This window comes from Nocardioides sp. cx-169 (genome assembly GCF_021083605.1).
GTDB lineage: Bacteria > Actinomycetota > Actinomycetes > Propionibacteriales > Nocardioidaceae > Nocardioides.
Genome location: NZ_JAJNRO010000010.1, coordinates 91,611 through 109,585, shown reverse-complemented (window position 1 = coordinate 109,585; position 17,975 = coordinate 91,611). Strand labels below are relative to the sequence as shown.

Genomic DNA, 17,975 nt, shown 5'->3' with positions numbered 1-17,975 from the left:
GACACCCGAGAGATCCACGACGATGGAGCCGTTCCCCCTCATCGCCTCGAGGAGCACCCGGGGCCACCCCCGGCGGGCGGATACTACGCACGGTTAGTTAGCATCACTCGCTCTTGCAAGCTGTTTGCATTAAGGAGCGTGGGTTGCCCGCCCGTACCGCACTGAAGGCGTCCTCCGCCGTCAGTGCCGACCCGCTCGGGCGCAGGAGGCGTCGCCGGCGCAACGCGGCGATCGTCGCGGCGCTGGTGATGGGGATGCTCGGTTCGGCGGTACTCGGCATCGGGATCGGGCCGATCATGATCTCGCCGCCCGACGTGCTGGAGGTGCTGTGGGCGCGCCTTCAGTCATCGCTCCCCGAGGGCGTGAGCGACACCTCCGAGGCGATCGTCTGGGACGTGCGCCTGCCGCGCGTGATCATGGCGGTCGGGGTGGGCGCCGGGCTGGCCGTGTGCGGCGCCGCCCTGCAGGCGATGGTCCGCAACCTTCTCGCGGACCCATACCTGCTGGGCATCAACTCCGGCGCCTCCAGCGGCGCGGCCGCCACGATCCTCTTCGGGGTGACACTGGGCGTCGGCGAGCACACCCTGTCGGCCAGCGCCTTCCTCGGAGCCCTGGCCGCCTCGCTGCTGGTCTTCATGGTCGCCCGCGCAGCCGGTCGCATCACTTCGGTGCGCCTGCTGCTCGCCGGCGTCGCCGTGGGCTACGCGCTGTCCGCGCTGACGAGCTTCCTGATCTTCGCCTCGGGCTCCGCCGAGGGCGCGCGCTCGGTCATGTTCTGGCTACTCGGCTCGCTGGCGCTCGCGCAATGGGGCGCGCCCCTGATCGCCCTGACCTTGGTGGTCGTGGGTACGACGACCGTGCTCGCCCTGTGGGGGCGCCGGCTCGACGCACTCGCGATCGGAGACGAGACCGCGCTCGTGCTCGGTGTCTCACCGACCCGCTTGCGCACCCAGCTGCTCGTCATCGTCTCGCTGTGCATCGGGTTCGTGGTCGCGGCGTCGGGCTCCATCGGGTTCGTCGGGCTGGTCGTCCCGCACCTGGCCCGCCGACTGGTCGGTGCGGCCCATGCGTGGTCGATTCCCACGGCCGCGATGCTCGGCGCGATCTTCTTGATCTGGGCCGACCTGTTCTCCCGCATGCTCCTGCAGCCGCGCGAGCTGCCCATCGGCATCGTCACCGCGATGGTCGGCGCGCCGTTCCTGCTCTACCTCATCCGCCGCCTGCACTCCGCGGCCTGACACCGCCTCCGACGAAGGGTTCCCGTGTCCATTCCACGCCTCACCGCGCTCGCGACCACTGCCGTCCTGATCGCAACCCTTGCCGCCTGCAGCACCGAGTCCCGTGACGACACCGGCTCAGGCGGAGCCGCCCCTGTCACCGTGGAGAACTGCGGAGTCGAGGTGGTGCTCGACAAGACTCCCCAGAGGGCGGTGCTGCTCAAGCCTGCGGCCGCCACGTACCTCCACGAGCTCGGCATCCTCGGCGACGTGGTTGTCGCCCGCGCCGGGGCGTACCCCCGGGGCTACTACGACGACGCGACCTGGGCCGAGCTCGAGACGATACCGATGCTGTCGGACGACCTCGACTCCTCCGGCCACCTGGAGATCTCCAAGGAGGTGGTCCTCGCCCAGCGGCCCGACCTCGTCCTCGGCGAGGCTGACAACCTCACCCGCGACGCCCTCACCGCCGTCGACATCCCCCTGGTCGAGGAGCCCGGCCTGTGCCCCGAGCCACCGAGTGACCAGACCTTCACCGACATCCACGAGCAGCTGCGCACCTACGGCCGCATCTTCGACAAGGCCCACGAGGCCGAGAAGGCCGTCGGGCGCCTACAGAGGCACCTCGACGAGGTCCTCGCGCAGGTCGACCCGGACGAGGAGCGCACCGCTGCCGTGCTCTACCCCACTGTCGGTGGCGGTACGCCCTTCGCCTACGGTGCCTCCTCGATGGTCCAGGCCCAGCTGGAGGCCGCCGGGTTCCGCAACGTCTTCGACGACACCAGCGACCGCGTCTTCGAGGTGACCCTCGAGGAGCTCATCGGACGCAACCCCGACGTACTGGTCCTCCTCCACTCCGACGGCGACCCCGCCGACGTGGAGGCCGCCATCACCGAGATGAACGGCGCGCAGGCCCTGGCCGCGGTCGAGAACGACGCCATCCTCACCCAGCTCTTCAACTTCTCCGAGCCGCCCTCGCCGCTGGCCATCGATGGGCTGGAGAACATCGTGCGGCACTTCCAGCGATGATCTCGGCGAGCGGGATCAGGTTCTCCTACGGCCAGCACGAGATCCTCGATGCCGTCGACCTTGACGCGTCTCACGGCCAGGTGCTCGGTCTGGTCGGTCCCAACGGGTCTGGGAAGACCACGCTGCTGCGCACGCTCCACGCCTCGCTGAAGCCGCGAGCGGGCGCCGTCCTCATCGACGGCGAGCAACTGAGCGGCCTCTCGGCCCGCGAGGTCGCACAGCGGGTGGCCGTCGTCGTGCAGGAGAGCACCGGCGACCTCCCCCTCCTGGTCTCCGACATGGTGCTGCTCGGCCGTACGCCGCACAGGTCGGGCTTCGGCCGCCACGGCACGGACGACGACCGCATCGCCGCGGACGCACTGGACCGGGTGGGCGCGCTTCACCTGGCCGACAAGCCGTTCGACGGGCTCTCGGGCGGCGAACGACAACGGGTGCTCATCGCCCGAGCCCTGGCCCAGGAGTCGACCCACCTGCTGCTCGACGAGCCGACCAACCACCTCGACGTGCGCTACCAACATGAGGTGCTCGACCTGGCCCGCAGGCTGGCGGTCGAGGGCGGACACACGGTCGTCGTCATCCTTCACGACCTCAACCTCGCCGCGACGTACTGCGACCGGGTCCTGCTCCTGCACCGCGGCGCGGTGGTCGCCGCAGGGTCCCCCGACCACGTCCTCACCACCGAGCACCTGGAGCCGGTCTACGAGGTGGCGGTGCGCCGCATCGACCTCGACGACGGCTTCCACCTCGCCTTCCGCCCCCTGTCCCCCACCCGCTCTCTCGAGAGGATCCACCGATGACCCGGAGCACCGACGTCCAGACAGCGCTGAACGAGTACTGGACCCAGCGATCCGTGCCGTACGACGAGTACCAGCAGCGGCCGGACCGCAAGGACCTCGACCTCGCCGCCTGGAAGCAGGTCTTCGCCGATGCCCTCGGCACCGCGCCGCTCGACGTCCTCGACGTCGGAACCGGATCGGGCTACGTCGCCTGCATCGTCGCCGAGCTGGGCCACAGGGTCACCGGCATCGACCTGGCTGACGGCATGCTGGGGCGCGCCCGGCTGCACGCCGACGCCATGACCATCCCACCGACCTTCCTGCGCGGCGACGCGGTCGCACCCGACTTCCCCGCCAACTCCTTCGACGCCGTCGTCAACCGCTACGTCACCTGGACGTTGCGCGAGCCCGACACCGCATTGACCAACTGGCTCCGGCTGCTGCGCCCGGGCGGCACCCTCGCGGTCGTCGACTCCACCTGGTTCGCCCGAGGCCTCCACGAGGGCGCCAGCGACCAGTTCAAGTCCTTCTACGACGAGGACGTGCGCCGGGCGCTCCCGCTCGCGGAGTCGACCACCATCGAGCCGTTCGTCGACCGGATCCGCGCCGCCGGCTTCGTCGACGTCGAGGCAGTCGCGCTCACCCGACTGCGCGAACTCGATCTCGAGTACGGCGTCGCGCCGAACCACGAGGTGCTGACGCAGTACCTCATCCGCGGCACCCGTCCTTGACCCCACCCGATGCCAAGGGCTCACAGCCTGCCGCTGCCCTGACCGGTGCGAAGGCATGAGGCAGGCAGCTCAGGGCAGAACGGCAGCGGATCGTGCGTGCTGGATGACTGTCTGGTGTTGAAGCTCCCGGTCGACGACCTGACTTGCGATCACACTGAGCTTGGTTCCGTGGTCACGGGCGTAGCGACGCAAGCCCGCGAACGCGTCGTCCATGCTCAATCCGCTGGCTTGGGCGAGGACACCCTTGGCCTGCTCCACGATAATCCGGCTGGTCAGCGCTCGCTGGAGTTGTGAGTTGACCGTGGCGCGGTCGATAGCAGAGCGCTCATTGACGATGGCGACGGTCGCCACATGCAGGAGCGCCTGGGCGAGAGCGAGATCCTCGTCATTGAGGACACCGGGCGTCTCTCCGAACAGCCCCAGCGCCCCGAGAACATGACCGGTCAGCCTCATAGGCAGCGCATGGACCGACCTGAAACCGGAGTCCCGCGCCGCGCGAGAGAACTGCGGCCATCGTTGCTCCTCGTCCGCCAGGTCACGGACCAGCACCGCCTCGCCACCCTGGAAACAGTCCAAGCACGGACCCTCGTCGCGCTGAAGCTGGAAGACCTCCAGATGATGGACCCGCTCTGAGGACGAAGCGGCGAGGTGCAGGACACCGCGCCCATCGGCAAGAAGCAGACCTGCGGACGCCACGTCGAGCAGCCCAGCGCAATGGCCCGTGAGCTGGGCGAGCACGTCCACCACGTCGTAGTCATCAACAAGCTCGTTGGACATCTCCACGAACGCACGGATGATGCGGTGTTCCCGTGTCTCCGTCATGGTGAGCCATCCCTCGCGCCGGCCCGGCCGTCGGTCTCCAGCATGAGCCTGCGCTCGACGATGGCCCTGGCAACCTGGCTCGCTGTCTGCCCCGTGGTGATGGCATGGGCCCGAAGGCGCACCAGTGCCTCGGTGGCGTCGACATCCAGTGCCGCGATCAGCATCCCAGTCGCCTGGTGGACCTCCACCCGGTCCAACTCCGCCGCGTGCTCGGGTCCAGATGCCACACTCTCGAACAGGTCCTCGCCATGGGCACCGACCCCTACCGCGTCGGCGATCAGGTCGAGCAGCGGAGCAGTAGCCAGCTCCGCGGCCAGCAAGGCCACTGCCAAGTCGTCGCCTTCCAACGGCCCTGGTGCTGACCGAAAGAGATCCAGGGCGCCGACGCACACCGACGTGACCATGACGGGGAGGGCGAAAACTCCTCGGACCCCATCGTCGAGGAGCGCACCCCTCAGGAGCGGCCACCGTCGTTCACGCGGTGAGTCGAGGTTCGGAACCAATACCGCCTCGCGCGTGGCCACCGCATCCAAACAGGGACCCTCACCGAAGGTGAACTGATATTCATCGAGACGGCGGCTGGCTTCGCTGCTCGACCCGAAGGTGCCCCTCGAGGCACCCCGATAGACGACCGAGAGCGCGGCCCCGTCGACGCCGGCCAGACCTACACACGTGGCACACAGCTCGTCCGTTGCCGCGAGACCGGGGGTGTTGTTGGACATCGCGGCGATCAGTTCAGCCCTGATGTCGCTCAGTGACGAGGCCACGCGACTATCTCCCCTGTTCTGCGCTGCCCCATCTAGGCAGTGCGATTTGCAGCCTAGCGCCACCCTCGGCCAGCGGCATGGCACAAACCCGTGGCGGCTTTCCCACCCGCTGCGTGAACGATTGTCGGAACCGTGGCCCCCCCGTAGTCACAACGCATCCTCTCCAAGCCACGGCTCCGGGCGTGCGCGGCTTGCCGCCACTGGCCTGAGCATGCCCGACCCTCTGCTCCGCTGGATTCCAGCTCGAGGCAGTGTGTCGTCGCGGGCGCAGCAAGTGTTCTGCGCCGCGAGAGTCGGACCATGGACGTGAGCAGAGGCGGCGGCTGGAGCCGGGTGTACGGTCGACGAGTAGAGCATCGTTCTCGTCCCGGACCTCGTCGCGGCCGATGTGCGCGAATCGCCACCGCGACTCGACGGCACACCCAGACACGAGCGAGGCCATGCAGCCCATCCCTGAATCCCTCGAGGCGATCAAGCAGCTCGACGCCTACGAGGACGACCAGCATCTGCTTGAGGACATCCTTGCCATCGCGGGGAAGGTCGGGGGCGTCGTGCCCGACTGCCTAGGACTGACCCTGGCCCTCGTCCACGAGGGGATTTCGTTGACCCTCGTAGCTTCGGACGCGCAGTTCGCCGTTCTGGACGCAATCCAGTACTTGGGCGGTGAGTTGGGCGGGGGTCCCTGCCTCGACGCCGTAGCCAGCGAACAAGTTTTGGACTGCACCGCCAGTGACCTCGACGAGAACGGTTGGCAGCTGTTCTCCCAGGCCACTGCCGCTGCGGGAGTCAAGAGCACCCTGACCCTCCCGATCATCACAGAGGGGCGCGTGACCGGGAGCGTCAACCTGTACGCCGGGTCGGATCGGGCATTTGCCGGCCATCACGAGATGCTCGCCGACATCCTGGGCGCATGGGCCGCCGCGGCAGTCACCAACGCCGACCTCGGATTCACCACTCGTGCCCACTCCCAACAGGCGCCGCGGGTGCTACGAGAGGCCGCCGTGATCGACAATGCCGTCGGCTTGCTGATGGCCGCCGACGGGCTCGAGCCCGAAGCCGCACGCCTACGCCTGCAGGGTGCCGCGCTCCGAGCCGGGGTCACCGTCCTACACGTCGCCGAAACGATGCTCGACGACAACAACGACTTCCGCGACTAAAGCGAGTTGCTCGACTTGCCTGCCACCCAGACAATCCTCGATGTCTGCGGCTCGGCAAGGACGGCGGCCTTTACTTATGTGCCGGGCTCCCGTAGTTTCGACTTCATCGCTTCATGCAGAATCCACCCCGGTCCCGGTGGCGTCCATCGCCCTCGCGTTGACATCACCGTCGTCCGGGGCCGCGCACCGGGCCATGCTCGTGCGTTGCCCCGGTTCGCCACCGGAGGTTCTCATGTCCATCTCGGTCCTCGACCGCCCCGCCCATGCACCTGACGCGTTACCTGCGCCTCCTGGCGAACCCGGTCGCGCCGTGGTCCTCAGCCCGTACGAGCTCATCCAGGCGGGTCTCGAGTCCGTGCTGGACGGCGTCCCCGGCCTCCATCTGGGCGCCGCGAAACCGGCGATCCCAGGCGATGCTCTCAGGCCTCAAGGGCTGAGTCGCTGCGACTTCGCCTTCGTTGACTCAGCATGTGTTGACACACCGCTGGCCGACCAACTGATGTGGGCCATCGGGCAGCCGCAGCTGGTCGTGGTGATCCTGGCGCGCGAATCCGATCCCGCCCTCACCGACCGCGCCCTCGACCTCGGCGCAGACGGATGTCTCGCACTGACGGCAACCCGGACGGAGATCGCACTCGCGGTCATGGCGCTGAGGCGCAGGCACCTCCACGCGGACGGTTCTGCTTTCGACGTGGATTACCGGTTGAACCCACACGCAGCGCCCGCGGACCGCGTCACTGACTCGCTCTCGCCTCGCGAGCTGCAGGTCCTGGCGTCCATTGCTCTGGGGCTGTCGAACCGAGAGATCGCGGATCGCATGTTCGTGTCGATCAATACCGTCAAGACCTACATTCGTACGGCATACGCGAAGCTCCGGGTCTACAGCCGCGCCCAGGCAACCCTGTGGGGTGTCGAACACCGTGTGAGCGACCTCGAACGACGCGCACGCCTAGGCAGCTGATATCTACCGATCTCGTGTCAAGAGCAGTGTGAGGCGCCCGGTGCGATCACTCGCGGCAGGCGCCTCTGCTGGGTCGACGTGATCGGGCGTGCCACCGCCCAGACCGCGATCTGGGACTCACCCGAGGCAGCTCCCCGGACTCTGAACCGTCATGGCGCTGACGACGTCATCCCGCTGCCGGTCGATGAGGACGAGCGCCTGGGGAGTTCAGCCATCACTACCCGGCCCCCTGGGACCTGTGGATCTCGATGATGGTCCTCGCCAGCTGCAGCTCGGTGACCCCAGCGCGCAGCGCGGCGTTCTGCATCCGTCGACGGGCCGAGTCCAGATCGATACCCTCGCGGCTTGCGACCATGCCGCTGGCGACGGTGAGGTCGAGCTCCTCACGCAGGAGGCCGGGGGCCGCCTCGGCCAGCTCCCGGGTCGCGAACGACATGTCCGCGTTGGTGACCGCACCCTCTGCCCAGGCGCCGAAGATCCCGGCCACCTCTTCGTGGTGCCCGTGGAAGGCGTCGGGCGTCGCGGCGTAGAGGTTGACGCTGCCGATGACCTGCTCCTCCTCGAGGATGGGCAGAGTCAGGGTGCTTGCCACCGACGCGGCCGCACTGGCCCCGGCGAACAGCTGCCATCCCTGTTCGTCCAGCACCTCTTCGCGCTCGAACCCCAGGATCTCTCGGTCCCTGACCGCCCGCAAGCACGGACCATCGGCCACGTACTGCACCGCGTCCAGCATCGCCAGCTCCCGCGCGGTCGCGACGACGGTGAACGTGACCTCGTCCTCGTTGGAGGCCAGGCTGAGACCGAGGCACTGCGGGACCACGTCCCGCACCTCATCGGCCTTCACGAGCAGCTCGACCAACAGGTCCTCGGTCTCGATCACGAAAGGACCGAACTGCTCGATGGCCTGAACTGTCTCCGGAATCGGCTCCACGTGGTCCTCTACCCTCCACGTCGTGATGACCCCTGGGGGCCTTGGCCTTGGTCTGGAAACGTCCGCGGGTGGTCGACAGCGAGCCCGTGCTCCAGCGCCCAGAGGGTTGCCTGGATCTCGTAGCCGTTGAGGATCGCGAGAGGCAGGGGTGGGGAATGGGTGTTCACGAATCGCCTGATCGGGTTGCGGTTGCGGATAACGGTGATTGCGGGTGGTGGCTCCAAGGAGTCGGAAGGTTCACAGGACGCCCCAGCAAACGGGTCATCAGGCGGCGGATCGCGGGCGAGGGCGGGAGTCCGAGCTCGTTGGCAAGAGCCAGGCGCCTTGCTCGCTCCTCGGCGTCCCCGAGGTCGACGCGCACGTCCTCGGCCAGGCGCACTGTGGTGGTGGTGCACGTGACTAGGGTCCGGCCCCGGGGGCGCGGCAGGCGCAACAGGACCGAAGTCGCTGGCGGGAACGGAGATCCGGAGCACCTCGCCGCGAGAGACACTTCGAAGGACTCGAGCAGCGCCAGGCGTACGAACGGATGCTCTGTCACCGCTGTCGCGCCTCCCGCCCGCCGCGCTCCTCCGAGTCCACGTTGTGACTGCAGGTGCCCTTCGGGCCCGCGAGCGCTCCCACCCCGTGGGGTGATTCGCAAGATCGGTGACGGCCTGGTGACGCGTCGCACACGAACACCCCACGAGGGGTCGTACGTGGTAGCGCATGGACGACACCACGACCCGGACACGGGCAGCGGAGAGCGTTGTCGGCATCGGGAGCGACCGGCGCTCCCACTCCGGAAGGACCACCCATGTTCCGCCACAGCATCGAGCTGCAGAACGACGTCAAGCCCGAGCGCCCCGACGCTCTCTTCGCCGCCAAGATCCAGGAGCTGGTCGGTGGCCAGTTCGGCGAAATGACCGTGATGATGCAGTACCTCTGGCAGGGCTGGAACTGCCGTATCCCCGGCAAGTACAAGGACATGCTGCTCGACATCGGCACCGAGGAGATCGGCCACGTCGAGATGCTGGTGACCTTGATGGCTCGGTTGCTCGAGGGCGCGCCCTCGGAGACCCAGGCCGAGGCCGCCGCCGCCAACCCGGCCCTCGCCGCCGTACTGGGCGGTCAGAACGTCCAGCACGCGATCGTCACCGGCGGGGCGGCCATGCCGACCAACAGCCAAGGCGTCCCGTGGAACGGCGGCTACATCGTCGCCAGCGGCAACCTGCTGGCCGACTTCCGCAGCAACGTCGCCGCCGAGGCGCAGAGCCGGCTCCAGACCGCGCGCGTCTACAACATGACCGATGACCACGGCGTCAAGGAGACGCTGAAGTTCAACCTCGGTCGCGACACCTTCCATCAGCAGCAGTGGTTGCTCGGCATCGAGCAGCTCATCGAGGACGGCTACACCGACGGTCTCGAGGACTCGCTCAAGGAGGAGGAGGACAAGGAGGCCGCCCGCACGTTCTACAGCTTCCACGACGGCAGCACCGCCCACGAGGGCCGCTGGGCCCAGGGCACCACGCTGATCGGCGACGAGGAGATCCGTTTCGAGCAAGGTCGGCCGCTCTCGGACGACATCAACGACGTCCCGGCGCCCGACCCGCTGCTGTTCGCTACGTACGACGGCCACAAGGGTCCCGGCAAGCCGGGCACCGCTGGGGGCGCCTACGTCCAGGGCGCAGAGAACCTGATCTCCAAGGCCAAGGACGCGCTGACTCCGGGCGACTGACCTGCCGGCAACATCCACCCCCATCGGCTCGGAGGAATTTGCCATGACCGAGAGCCTGGTCGAGATCCTGTTGCGACCCCTCGCGGACGCGTTCATGCAGGTGGGGGTGCTCGTGGCGCTGCTCGTCGCCCCCTTCGGCTGGGCCCGGTTGCGATGGGGCCACCGCCTCGACGACGCGCTCGTGCGGCACCGCCAGCTCGGCCCCCTCGTGGCCGCGTTGCTGACGGTGCCGCCCGGGTGCGGCGGGGCGATCATCGTCATGGCGGTCTACGCCCGAGGCGCTGTGTCGTACGGCGCCGCCATCGCCGCACTGGTCGCCACGATGGGGGACGCATCCTGGGTCCTGCTCGCCGCAGACCCGGTGCTGACCTTGCAGCTGAAAGTGCTTCTCATCGTCGTGGGCGCGCTGTCGGGCTACGTCGTCGACGCGCTGGGCATCGCGCCGCGACGACGCGTCGACCTGCTCCCTGCTGCCGGCCGGAGCCCGGCGCCCAGCCCTCCCGTGAGGGTCGCGGCGATGCGACTACCCGCACCCGCCAGGCTGCACGACCTGGGGGTGCTGCCGGCGCTGTTGTGGCTCAGCCTCGGGACCGGCGCGACGATCAGCGTCCCGGTGACGTTCCAGCTGCTCCGACCGGACACCCTCTACCTCGCCCTCGGCGTGGCCGGGACCGCCGTGGCCGCGGTCGCCTTCATCCGCGGGGGGTGCCAGCTCGCCGACGACGACGACGAGACCGCCCACCCGACGTCCATGACGCAGGTGCTCCGTCACGGCGGCCGCGAGATCGCGTTCGTGACGGTCTGGGTGGCCGCCGCCTACGTGGCCTGGTCGCTCATCACCCATCTCACCGGCTTCGACGGCTCACAGATGCCACTCTTCGGCGTCGTGGGCGTCGTCGTGGGCGCGCTTGTCGGTTTGATCCCCGGCTGCGCGGTTCAGATCGTGTTCGTCGGTCTCTTCCTCGCCGGGGGCATGCCACTGCCGACCCTGGTGGCCAACATGGTGAGCCAAGACGGCGACGCGCTGCTCCCTCTACTCGCGCTGGAGCACCGATCGGCGCTCCTGGCGACCGTCCTCACGACCGTCCCGGCACTGCTCGTCGGCTCGGCCATGCTCATCCTCACCTGACACGACTCACTCACCAGCGGAGGTCGCCATGAACACCATCGGCACGACCCGTCTTCACCTCATGCTCGCCGTGCTCGCCCTGCTGACCGGAACGTCGACCGGCCTGACGGTCGCAGCGATCGTGCTCCTCGTCCTGGGGCTGCGGACGATCACCCGCCAACGGCTGGCGCAAGGCCGGTCAGTCGCGGTGGGTCGAGGCGGGTTCGCCCCGACGGAGCACCCCGATCTGTTCCAGGTGACCAGCCCCCGCGCGCCAGCGTCTGGCTGATTGACCGGCAGCCGTACGGCGCGACCGGCGTGCCACGGCGTCCGACACCTCCCTGCTCCGATCGATCAAAGTCAGCGGAAGCACAGCGAGGGCGTTGCCCCGGAGCACCTCGACGAGCCGCTCGACCGCGACGCGACGGTCAGCCGGACCAGGCGTCCGACAGCAAGACCTCCGCCCGGTACGGCGCCCGGACGAAGGTCCGCGCTGAGACCCGCCGGATCAAGTGAAGACCATCACCCGGGACGGCCAGAGCCACAGCCACCGAGCACTGCGCGTGGCTCGACGTCATCAAGCGTAGCAAGAGGCGTGGCTCAGCCCGGCAGCCTGCATCGGTCGCGACATCGGCGGCCTAGGCCGGACTCCTCGATCCCGCTCCGCCGCGAGCCCCAAGCCAAGGTCCCATCGGCGCTCGGCAGACACCGCACGCCGGGTCCTCACTCTTGGCTGCTGGCGCGAAGCTAGGTGCCAGGGCAGCGACGGAACGCTAGTGCGGCCGACGAAGGACCAACGCCGGGTCGATGCTGCGCAGGGTGTCGGGCTGGAAGCCGTTGTTGAGCGCCCAGATGACTGCCTGAGACCGGGAGGCGACCCCGATCTTGCGGTACGCGGTGCGCACGTAGGTCTTGATGGAGTTGATGCTCAAGAACGCCCGGGCGGCGATCTCCTGGTTGCTCAGTCCTTGCGCGATCAGGGCGATGACCTCCGCCTCACGCGGAGACAACCCGATCGACCGCCCCGGCCAGTCGCCTTCCCCACCCACACTCGTCTCGTCGTCCCCCGTCAGGATCACGACCTCACCGGCAACGACTCGCCTGAGCGCCGCGACAACCTGAGGGCCGGTGAGCACCTTCGACAGGTAACCCCGGGCTCCACCAGCCACTGCCTGCTCGACCATCTGGGGCTGGACGTTCCAGCTGTACACAACGACTTTCGCGCTGCAGTCCCGGACAAAGTCCTGCAGGTCGATGCCTTGTCCTTGCACCTGACCGAACGTGTCGTACAGGACGACGTCGACGTCACTGAGCACAGGCTGCGAAGCCCCGGTCTCCACGACGTCGATGGCCTCGGCAGCGAGGAGTGACGCCACCCCGGCAACGACGACGGCGTAGTCATCAACGATGGCCAAGCGCAGAGGAGGGGGCGTCGACGTCACCCTCCTCACAATAGCGGGCAACGCTGGTCCACCCGCATCACAAGCCGACCCATGTGCCCGAGGGCCCGGTCAGGGCCATCCCGGGCTGTGGCACGCCCGCACCGCTGCGCCGCACCCATCGTGGCCGAGGGACGGCTGGTGGGGTGACGAGCCGAACGGGTGCGGTCCCGCGCGGACCCGCGACACTGTGGGCATGAGGAAGCTGCTCCGCGGATGCGCGTTCGTGACCCTGGGGGCCGCCGTCGTGCTCGCCTGCGTGTATCTCGTCCACGGCCTCGTAGGCCAGGCCGCGTTGTCGAAGGCCAAGGACCGGGCCAGCGCGGACATCGCCGAGAAGCTGCCCGCCGCCCGCGAGGTGGCCGCGCAGGACCGGGAGCGGGTCCGCTCCCGGCTCGACACGTTGACCGCCGGCCGCCCGGACCATCCGGCGCACTCGTGGACAGAGCTGGTGTGCGACATCAGCAGCATGGACGCCGGCTGGGTGGTCCAGAGCTACTCCCAGAAGTGTCACCTGCGCACCGTCGACGCCATCCCACTCGAGGGACCGGCCGACGACGGAGCGACACCCGCAGGCGCCGAGAGCTCGGCGGACCGCGAATGCGTCTCCACGCCGCCCGAGCCGGGCGCCGTGGACGTGACCTCCCGCGTGTCCATCCACCGCGGACCGGCCACGGCGTACGACGCCGACGAGCCGCACCGCGAAGGCTGCCCCGACGACATCTTCACGCCCGCGGACCGCGAGACGACCAGGCCCCTGAACGGCACTCGCCCAGCGGGCACCGAGGACGCCCACTCGTGGCTGGTCCTCACGATCGAGACCCCCGTCTCGCACATCGACCTCGGCTGCGACCCGTGGGTGCCGCTGCTGTGCGCCTCGCCCCTCGACGCGCCCGTCCTGGGCGACGGCGACTGAGCACGACGGGCGGTCGCTGTCGGCGGGGCCTAGGCCAACGCCAGGAACAGCTTCTCCATCTTCTTGACGTCGACCCCCTCGAGACCGCCGGCGTCGGCATCGGTCAGGCAGGTCTGCAGGCCCGTGGCGACGATGGCGTAGCCGGCGCGCGAGAGTGCCTTGTTGACCGCGGCCAGCTGGGTGAGGACGTCCTCGCAGGAGGAGCCGTCCTCCATCATCCGGATGACGCTGGCCAGGTGGCCGTTGGCGCGCTTCATGCGCGTGATGATCGGCTTGATGTCGGTGGGCTCGAGGTCCATCAGGCCTCTCCTCGCCACTCGGCGATCCGGGCAGGGAGGTACGCCGCCAGGATCGGCGAGCGCGCGGCAGTCGCCGCCGTCCGGATGCGGCGCCCCGCAAGGGGCGACGGCGTGTCGTGAGTCATGGCGATCCAGCCCTTCCATCGTCGTGAGCCCATGGAGGCCCTGGAATCGCCAACTGTACAACCCCCCAGGGGGATGGGCTACGGTGGATTTCCCGATCCCCCCTGGGGGATCTGCGCCCAGCCGATTCTGGAGGAAGACACCCCATGCGAGAGATCGACATCGACCAGCTCGCCGCGGCCCTGCCGGGAGGGGCCGTGGTCGTCGACGTCCGCGAGCCCGCCGAGTACGCCGGGGCCCACATCCCCGGCGCCGTCAACATCGCGATGGGGCGGTTGACCTCCTGCCTGGACCAGCTCGACCGCAGCTCCCCCGTGCACGTGGTGTGCGCGTCGGGCAATCGGAGCACGGCGATGACCGACGTCCTCCTCGCCCAGGGCTTCGACGCCGTCAACGTCACGGGCGGCACCAGCGCCTGGGTCCGCTCCGGGCGGCCCGTCGCCCGCGGCACCGAGGCGGGAGCGGCGCGATGACAGCGCCGAGCACCCTCACCGTGCTGCCGATCGAGACCCCGACCCTCGGGGACCGCAGCTACCTCGTCCACGACGGCGAGATCGCGTTCGTGGTCGACCCCCAGCGCGACATCGACCGCGTGCTGGCGCTTCTCCAGGAGCACGGTGTCCGGGTCACCCACGTCCTCGAGACGCACATCCACAACGACTACGTCACCGGCGGCTTCGCCCTGGCCGCGGCGACCGGAGCGGCGTACCTGACCAACGCGGCTGACGACGTCTCCTTCGAGCGGACCCCCGTGATCGACGGCCAGGAGATCCTCGTGGGCTCGCGCATGCGGCTCACCGCGCTGGCGACTCCGGGCCACACCTTCACCCACCTCTCCTACGCGCTGCGCGACACCGAGAGCGGATCGGACGTCGGCGTCTTCACCGGTGGCTCGCTGCTGTACGGAGCCACGGGGCGACCCGACCTGCTCGGCGCGGACCACACCGACGCCCTCGTCCGCCACCAGCACGCCTCGGCGCACCGGCTGGCCGAGCTGCTGCCCGACGAGGCGGAGGTCTTCCCCACCCACGGGTTCGGCTCGTTCTGCTCCGCCACCCAGACCGACGCCGCCTCGTCGACGATCGGTCTCGAGAAGCACCGGAACCCGGTCCTGACCCAGGACGAGGAGACCTACGTCCGCGAGCTGCTCGCCGGGCTCGGCCCCTGGCCGGCCTACTACGCCCACATGGCGCCGGCCAACGCCGCCGGTCCGGCCGCGCCCGACCTGAGCCCTCCGGAGCCGGCCGAGGCCGCCGAGCTGCGCCGCCGCATCGAGGCCGGCGAGTGGGTCGTCGACCTGCGCCACCGCACCGCCTTCGCCGCGGGCCACGCGCCCGGCACGCTCAACCTGGGGCTGGACGGCGGCTTCGCGACGTACGTCGGATGGCTGATCCCCTGGGGCACCCCGATCACGCTGCTGGGCGAGACCGTCGAGGACGTCGCCGCAGCCCAGCGCGAGCTGGTCCGCATCGGCATCGACCGCCCCGACGCTCATGCCACGGGCACTCCGCACGACTGGACCGAGGCGGAGCCGGCGAGCTTCGCGACCGCGACCTTCGGCGACCTCGCCCACACTCGCCACCACCGAGACGTGGTGGTCCTGGACGTGCGCCGTCGCGACGAGCACCACGCCGCCGCCGTCGCCGGCGCCCTGAACATCCCGCTCCACGAGCTGTCGAGCCGGCTCGGCGAGGTGCCGGCCGGCGAGATCTGGGTGCACTGCGCCGGTGGCTACCGCGCCTCGATCGCCGCCTCCCTGCTCGATGCGCACGGTCGCACGGTGGTGGCCGTCGACGACGCCATGGACAACGCCGAGCCGGCCGGGCTGCCGCTCACGGGTCAGCCGGCGTGACGCTCGTCCTCGCGATCGTCGCCGGCGCGCTCATCGGGCTCAGCCTCGGGGCGCTCGGCGGCGGCGGCTCGATCCTGGCCGTGCCGGTGCTGGTCTACCTGCTCGACCAGTCGCCCGCCCAGGCGACGACCGGCTCCCTGGTCGTCGTCGGCGTGACGTCGCTGATCGGCGTCGTCGCAGCTCGGCGGTCCGGGCACGTGCTGCTCGCCCGCGGTGTCGCGTTCGGCGTGGTCGCCGTCGGCGGCGCGGTCCTCGGCGCCAAGGCCTCGGCCCACGTCGCCGAGGAGGTCCTGCTCGTCGCCTTCGCCGGCCTGATGCTGCTGGTCGGTGTCCTGATGGCGTCGCGGCTGCGGCGCCCCCGCGACGACGGCCCGGCGCACGTCCGGCGCCCTGCGCTCGACGATCCGATCATCACGTTCAGCCCGACCTTCGCCTGCGCGTGCCCGCGCGCCCTGAAGGTGCTCGTCACCGCCACGCTCGTCGGGCTCCTCACCGGCTTCCTCGGCGTGGGCGGCGGCTTCGTCGTCGTTCCCGCACTGCTGGTCGCCCTCGCACTGCCCCTTCAGTACGCCGCCGGCACCTCGCTCGTCGTCATCACGATCACCAGCGGGGCCGCCCTGGCGACTCGCGCCGGAGTCGGATCGGCCCCCGACTGGGGCACGGTCCTGATCCTGACGCTCGCCTCGGCGCTCACCGCGGTCGCCGGGCCTCGCCTCGCCGACCGCGTCGACACCCGCCGCCTCACCGCCGCGTTCACCGGCCTGGTGCTCGCCGTCGCCGCCTACACAGCGGTCCGCGCCGTCCCTGCCCTCATGTGACGCCGCCGAGGCAGCGCGCCCCGACCGCACGACCCTTCCTGCACCACCTCACCACCACTCACCACCACCTCAAGGAGCCCACCATGTGCCGAGCAGTCACCTGCAAGAAGTGCGGCAAGACCACCTGGGCCGGCTGCGGCCAGCACGTCGACCAGGTCTTGGCCCGCGTCCCGCACGCCGACCGGTGCGACGGTCACCCGCAGGAGCCCCGCAACGGCCTGTGGGCCCGGCTCTTCGGGGGGAGGTGACGAGCCCAGGCACGGGGCGACGACCTCGCCGCCGGCCGAGATCTCAGACGGAGTCGCGGCGTACCAGCTCGGGCACGAAGACCACCCGGCGCGGGACGCCCTGGCCGCCCTCGTCGATGGCCTCGGTGAGCAGCCGGACCGCCTCGGCGACCATCTGGGCGATCGGGTTGTGCAGCGTGGTCAGCGGTGGGCGGGTGCGCTCGGCGACGCCGAGGTCGTCGTAGCCCACGATCGCGACGTCCTCGGGGACGCGGATGCCGCGGGTGGCGAGCTCACGCATGGCGCCTTGGGCCATGAGATCGGAGGCGGCGAAGATGCCGTCGATGTCGGCCCCGGCGTCGAGCAGCGAGGCGCAGGCCTCGGCCCCGCTCTCCTCGGTGAAGTCGCCGTAGGCGACCAGGTCGCTCTGCACCCCGTGGGTCGCCAGCTCGCGACGCCAGCCCAGGAGCCGGTCATGACCCGCGCGCATGTCGGGTGGCCCGGCGATGGTGGCGATCTTGCACCGGCCGGCCTCGAGCAGGACCCGCACCGCCTGGCCGGCGGCACCGGCGTTGTCGCTGTCGACGAACGAGACCCGCTCCGAGCCGATCCACGGACGACCGATGAAGACGCACGGCAGACCGATCTCGGAGAGGTGCTCGGCGAGACGGTCGTCGCGGTGGTGCGAGGCGACGATCGCGCCGTCGACGTAGCGACCGCGCAGGTAGAGCAGCAGGCGCTCCTCCTCGTCACCCGGCTGGGCGAGCAGCAGCACCAGCTGGAGGTCGTGCTCGCGAAGGGAGCGGGCCACCAGGTGCAGCATCCTCGCGAAGAACGGGTCGGAGAAGATCCGCTCATCGGACTCGGGGAGGATCACCGCCACCGATCCGGTGCGCTGGGTGACCAGCGACCGCGCGGCTCCGTTGGGCGTGTAGCCGAGCTCGCGCACGGCGTCGAACACCGCCGTCTGCGCCTTGGCGCTGACCTTCGACCTGCCGTTGATCGCCCGCGACGCGGTGGCCTTGCTGACCCCTGCGAGCTCGGCCACCTCGCCCAGCGTGGACGCCCGCCCGTTGTGAGCCACCCGC

Annotated in this window: 21 protein-coding genes; 14 read left to right on the top strand and 7 right to left on the bottom strand. The window is 69.8% G+C overall.

What is annotated here, in order from left to right; translation table 11 throughout:
- The first annotated feature begins 143 nt into the window (after nucleotides 1-143).
- From LRP67_RS15705 to LRP67_RS15690, 4 genes are read left to right on the top strand one after another with little or no spacing between them, the layout of a single operon-like run.
- The gene (locus LRP67_RS15705) at nucleotides 144-1,238 is read left to right on the top strand and encodes an iron ABC transporter permease (RefSeq protein WP_231271108.1); all 1,095 of its coding nucleotides are present in this window, start codon (nucleotides 144-146) and stop codon (nucleotides 1,236-1,238) included.
- A 24-nt stretch (nucleotides 1,239-1,262) separates the two neighbouring features.
- On the top strand, nucleotides 1,263-2,246 hold the full coding sequence (locus tag LRP67_RS15700; RefSeq protein WP_231271107.1) for an ABC transporter substrate-binding protein: 984 nt from the start codon (nucleotides 1,263-1,265) through the stop codon (nucleotides 2,244-2,246).
- Complete coding sequence (locus LRP67_RS15695) at nucleotides 2,243-3,043, top strand: ABC transporter ATP-binding protein (protein WP_231271106.1); 801 nt, start codon at nucleotides 2,243-2,245, stop codon at nucleotides 3,041-3,043. The genes LRP67_RS15700 and LRP67_RS15695 overlap by 4 nt, the downstream gene beginning before the upstream one ends.
- Nucleotides 3,040-3,753 (top strand): class I SAM-dependent methyltransferase, encoded by a 714-nt coding sequence (locus LRP67_RS15690; protein WP_231271105.1) that lies wholly within the window; start codon nucleotides 3,040-3,042, stop codon nucleotides 3,751-3,753. The genes LRP67_RS15695 and LRP67_RS15690 overlap by 4 nt, the downstream gene beginning before the upstream one ends.
- Before the next feature lie 69 nt (nucleotides 3,754-3,822).
- Here LRP67_RS15690 and LRP67_RS15685 read toward each other — a convergent pair whose 3' ends face one another.
- Nucleotides 3,823-4,575: a GAF and ANTAR domain-containing protein gene (locus LRP67_RS15685; protein WP_231271104.1), complete on the bottom strand. Its 753-nt coding sequence runs from the start codon at nucleotides 4,573-4,575 to the stop codon at nucleotides 3,823-3,825.
- On the bottom strand, nucleotides 4,572-5,342 hold the full coding sequence (locus LRP67_RS21940; protein WP_231271103.1) for an ANTAR domain-containing protein: 771 nt from the start codon (nucleotides 5,340-5,342) through the stop codon (nucleotides 4,572-4,574). The genes LRP67_RS15685 and LRP67_RS21940 overlap by 4 nt, the downstream gene beginning before the upstream one ends.
- Nucleotides 5,343-5,782: 440 nt before the next feature.
- Between LRP67_RS21940 and LRP67_RS15675 the strand changes: the two genes are divergently transcribed.
- Together LRP67_RS15675 and LRP67_RS15670 are read left to right on the top strand one after the other, a co-directional pair.
- Nucleotides 5,783-6,499: an ANTAR domain-containing protein gene (locus LRP67_RS15675; RefSeq protein WP_231271102.1), complete on the top strand. Its 717-nt coding sequence runs from the start codon at nucleotides 5,783-5,785 to the stop codon at nucleotides 6,497-6,499.
- Nucleotides 6,500-6,731: 232 nt separating this feature from the next.
- A complete protein-coding gene (locus LRP67_RS15670) occupies nucleotides 6,732-7,460 on the top strand; it encodes a response regulator transcription factor (protein ID WP_231271101.1) in 729 nt (242 codons plus the stop codon).
- Nucleotides 7,461-7,677: 217 nt separating this feature from the next.
- On the opposite strand, the gene LRP67_RS15665 is transcribed toward LRP67_RS15670, so the two are convergent.
- Nucleotides 7,678-8,391 carry a GAF domain-containing protein gene (locus tag LRP67_RS15665; protein ID WP_231271100.1) on the bottom strand — a complete coding sequence of 238 codons (714 nt, stop codon included), beginning with the start codon at nucleotides 8,389-8,391 and terminating at the stop codon, nucleotides 7,678-7,680.
- Between the two features lie 793 nt (nucleotides 8,392-9,184).
- On the opposite strand from LRP67_RS15665, the gene LRP67_RS15660 reads away from it, so the two are divergent.
- Genes LRP67_RS15660 through LRP67_RS15650 form a run of 3 tightly spaced genes read left to right on the top strand, consistent with a single transcriptional unit; the run spans nucleotide 9,185 to nucleotide 11,502 of the window.
- Nucleotides 9,185-10,105: a manganese catalase family protein gene (locus LRP67_RS15660; RefSeq protein WP_231271099.1), complete on the top strand. Its 921-nt coding sequence runs from the start codon at nucleotides 9,185-9,187 to the stop codon at nucleotides 10,103-10,105.
- Nucleotides 10,106-10,148: 43 nt separating this feature from the next.
- Nucleotides 10,149-11,234 carry a putative manganese transporter gene (locus LRP67_RS15655; RefSeq protein WP_231271098.1) on the top strand — a complete coding sequence of 362 codons (1,086 nt, stop codon included), beginning with the start codon at nucleotides 10,149-10,151 and terminating at the stop codon, nucleotides 11,232-11,234.
- 28 nt (nucleotides 11,235-11,262) lie between these two features.
- Nucleotides 11,263-11,502: a hypothetical protein gene (locus LRP67_RS15650; RefSeq protein WP_231271097.1), complete on the top strand. Its 240-nt coding sequence runs from the start codon at nucleotides 11,263-11,265 to the stop codon at nucleotides 11,500-11,502.
- A gap of 484 nt (nucleotides 11,503-11,986) precedes the next feature.
- On the opposite strand, the gene LRP67_RS15645 is transcribed toward LRP67_RS15650, so the two are convergent.
- Nucleotides 11,987-12,655, bottom strand: coding sequence for a response regulator transcription factor (locus LRP67_RS15645; protein WP_231242513.1), 669 nt, complete (start codon nucleotides 12,653-12,655; stop codon nucleotides 11,987-11,989).
- 193 nt (nucleotides 12,656-12,848) lie between these two features.
- Here LRP67_RS15645 and LRP67_RS15640 point away from each other — a divergent pair, with 193 nt between their 5' ends.
- Entirely contained in the window at nucleotides 12,849-13,568 is a 720-nt protein-coding gene (locus LRP67_RS15640) for a hypothetical protein (RefSeq protein ID WP_231271096.1), read from the top strand.
- 29 nt (nucleotides 13,569-13,597) lie between these two features.
- Here the strand turns inward: LRP67_RS15640 and LRP67_RS15635 are convergent, their stop codons facing one another.
- Together LRP67_RS15635 and LRP67_RS21565 are read right to left on the bottom strand one after the other, a co-directional pair.
- Nucleotides 13,598-13,867, bottom strand: coding sequence for a metal-sensitive transcriptional regulator (locus LRP67_RS15635; protein WP_231242511.1), 270 nt, complete (start codon nucleotides 13,865-13,867; stop codon nucleotides 13,598-13,600).
- Entirely contained in the window at nucleotides 13,867-13,992 is a 126-nt protein-coding gene (locus LRP67_RS21565) for a hypothetical protein (protein ID WP_269211661.1), read from the bottom strand. Before LRP67_RS21565 ends, LRP67_RS15635 begins: the two co-directional genes overlap by 1 nt.
- A 144-nt stretch (nucleotides 13,993-14,136) precedes the next feature.
- Here LRP67_RS21565 and LRP67_RS15630 point away from each other — a divergent pair, with 144 nt between their 5' ends.
- The 4 genes from LRP67_RS15630 to LRP67_RS15615 all read left to right on the top strand — a co-directional run bounded on the left by LRP67_RS15630 (nucleotide 14,137) and on the right by LRP67_RS15615 (nucleotide 16,908).
- Nucleotides 14,137-14,463, top strand: a complete 327-nt coding sequence (locus LRP67_RS15630; protein ID WP_231271095.1) for a rhodanese-like domain-containing protein — start codon at nucleotides 14,137-14,139, stop codon at nucleotides 14,461-14,463.
- Nucleotides 14,460-15,842, top strand: coding sequence for a rhodanese-like domain-containing protein (locus LRP67_RS15625; RefSeq protein WP_231271094.1), 1,383 nt, complete (start codon nucleotides 14,460-14,462; stop codon nucleotides 15,840-15,842). The genes LRP67_RS15630 and LRP67_RS15625 overlap by 4 nt, the downstream gene beginning before the upstream one ends.
- Complete coding sequence (locus tag LRP67_RS15620) at nucleotides 15,839-16,660, top strand: sulfite exporter TauE/SafE family protein (protein WP_231271093.1); 822 nt, start codon at nucleotides 15,839-15,841, stop codon at nucleotides 16,658-16,660. Before LRP67_RS15625 ends, LRP67_RS15620 begins: the two co-directional genes overlap by 4 nt.
- 83 nt (nucleotides 16,661-16,743) lie before the next feature.
- A complete protein-coding gene (locus tag LRP67_RS15615) occupies nucleotides 16,744-16,908 on the top strand; it encodes a hypothetical protein (RefSeq protein WP_231271092.1) in 165 nt (54 codons plus the stop codon).
- 43 nt (nucleotides 16,909-16,951) lie between these two features.
- Here the strand turns inward: LRP67_RS15615 and LRP67_RS15610 are convergent, their stop codons facing one another.
- The gene (locus LRP67_RS15610; protein ID WP_231271091.1) at nucleotides 16,952-17,971 is read right to left on the bottom strand and encodes a LacI family DNA-binding transcriptional regulator; all 1,020 of its coding nucleotides are present in this window, start codon (nucleotides 17,969-17,971) and stop codon (nucleotides 16,952-16,954) included.
- Nucleotides 17,972-17,975: the final 4 nt, after the last annotated feature.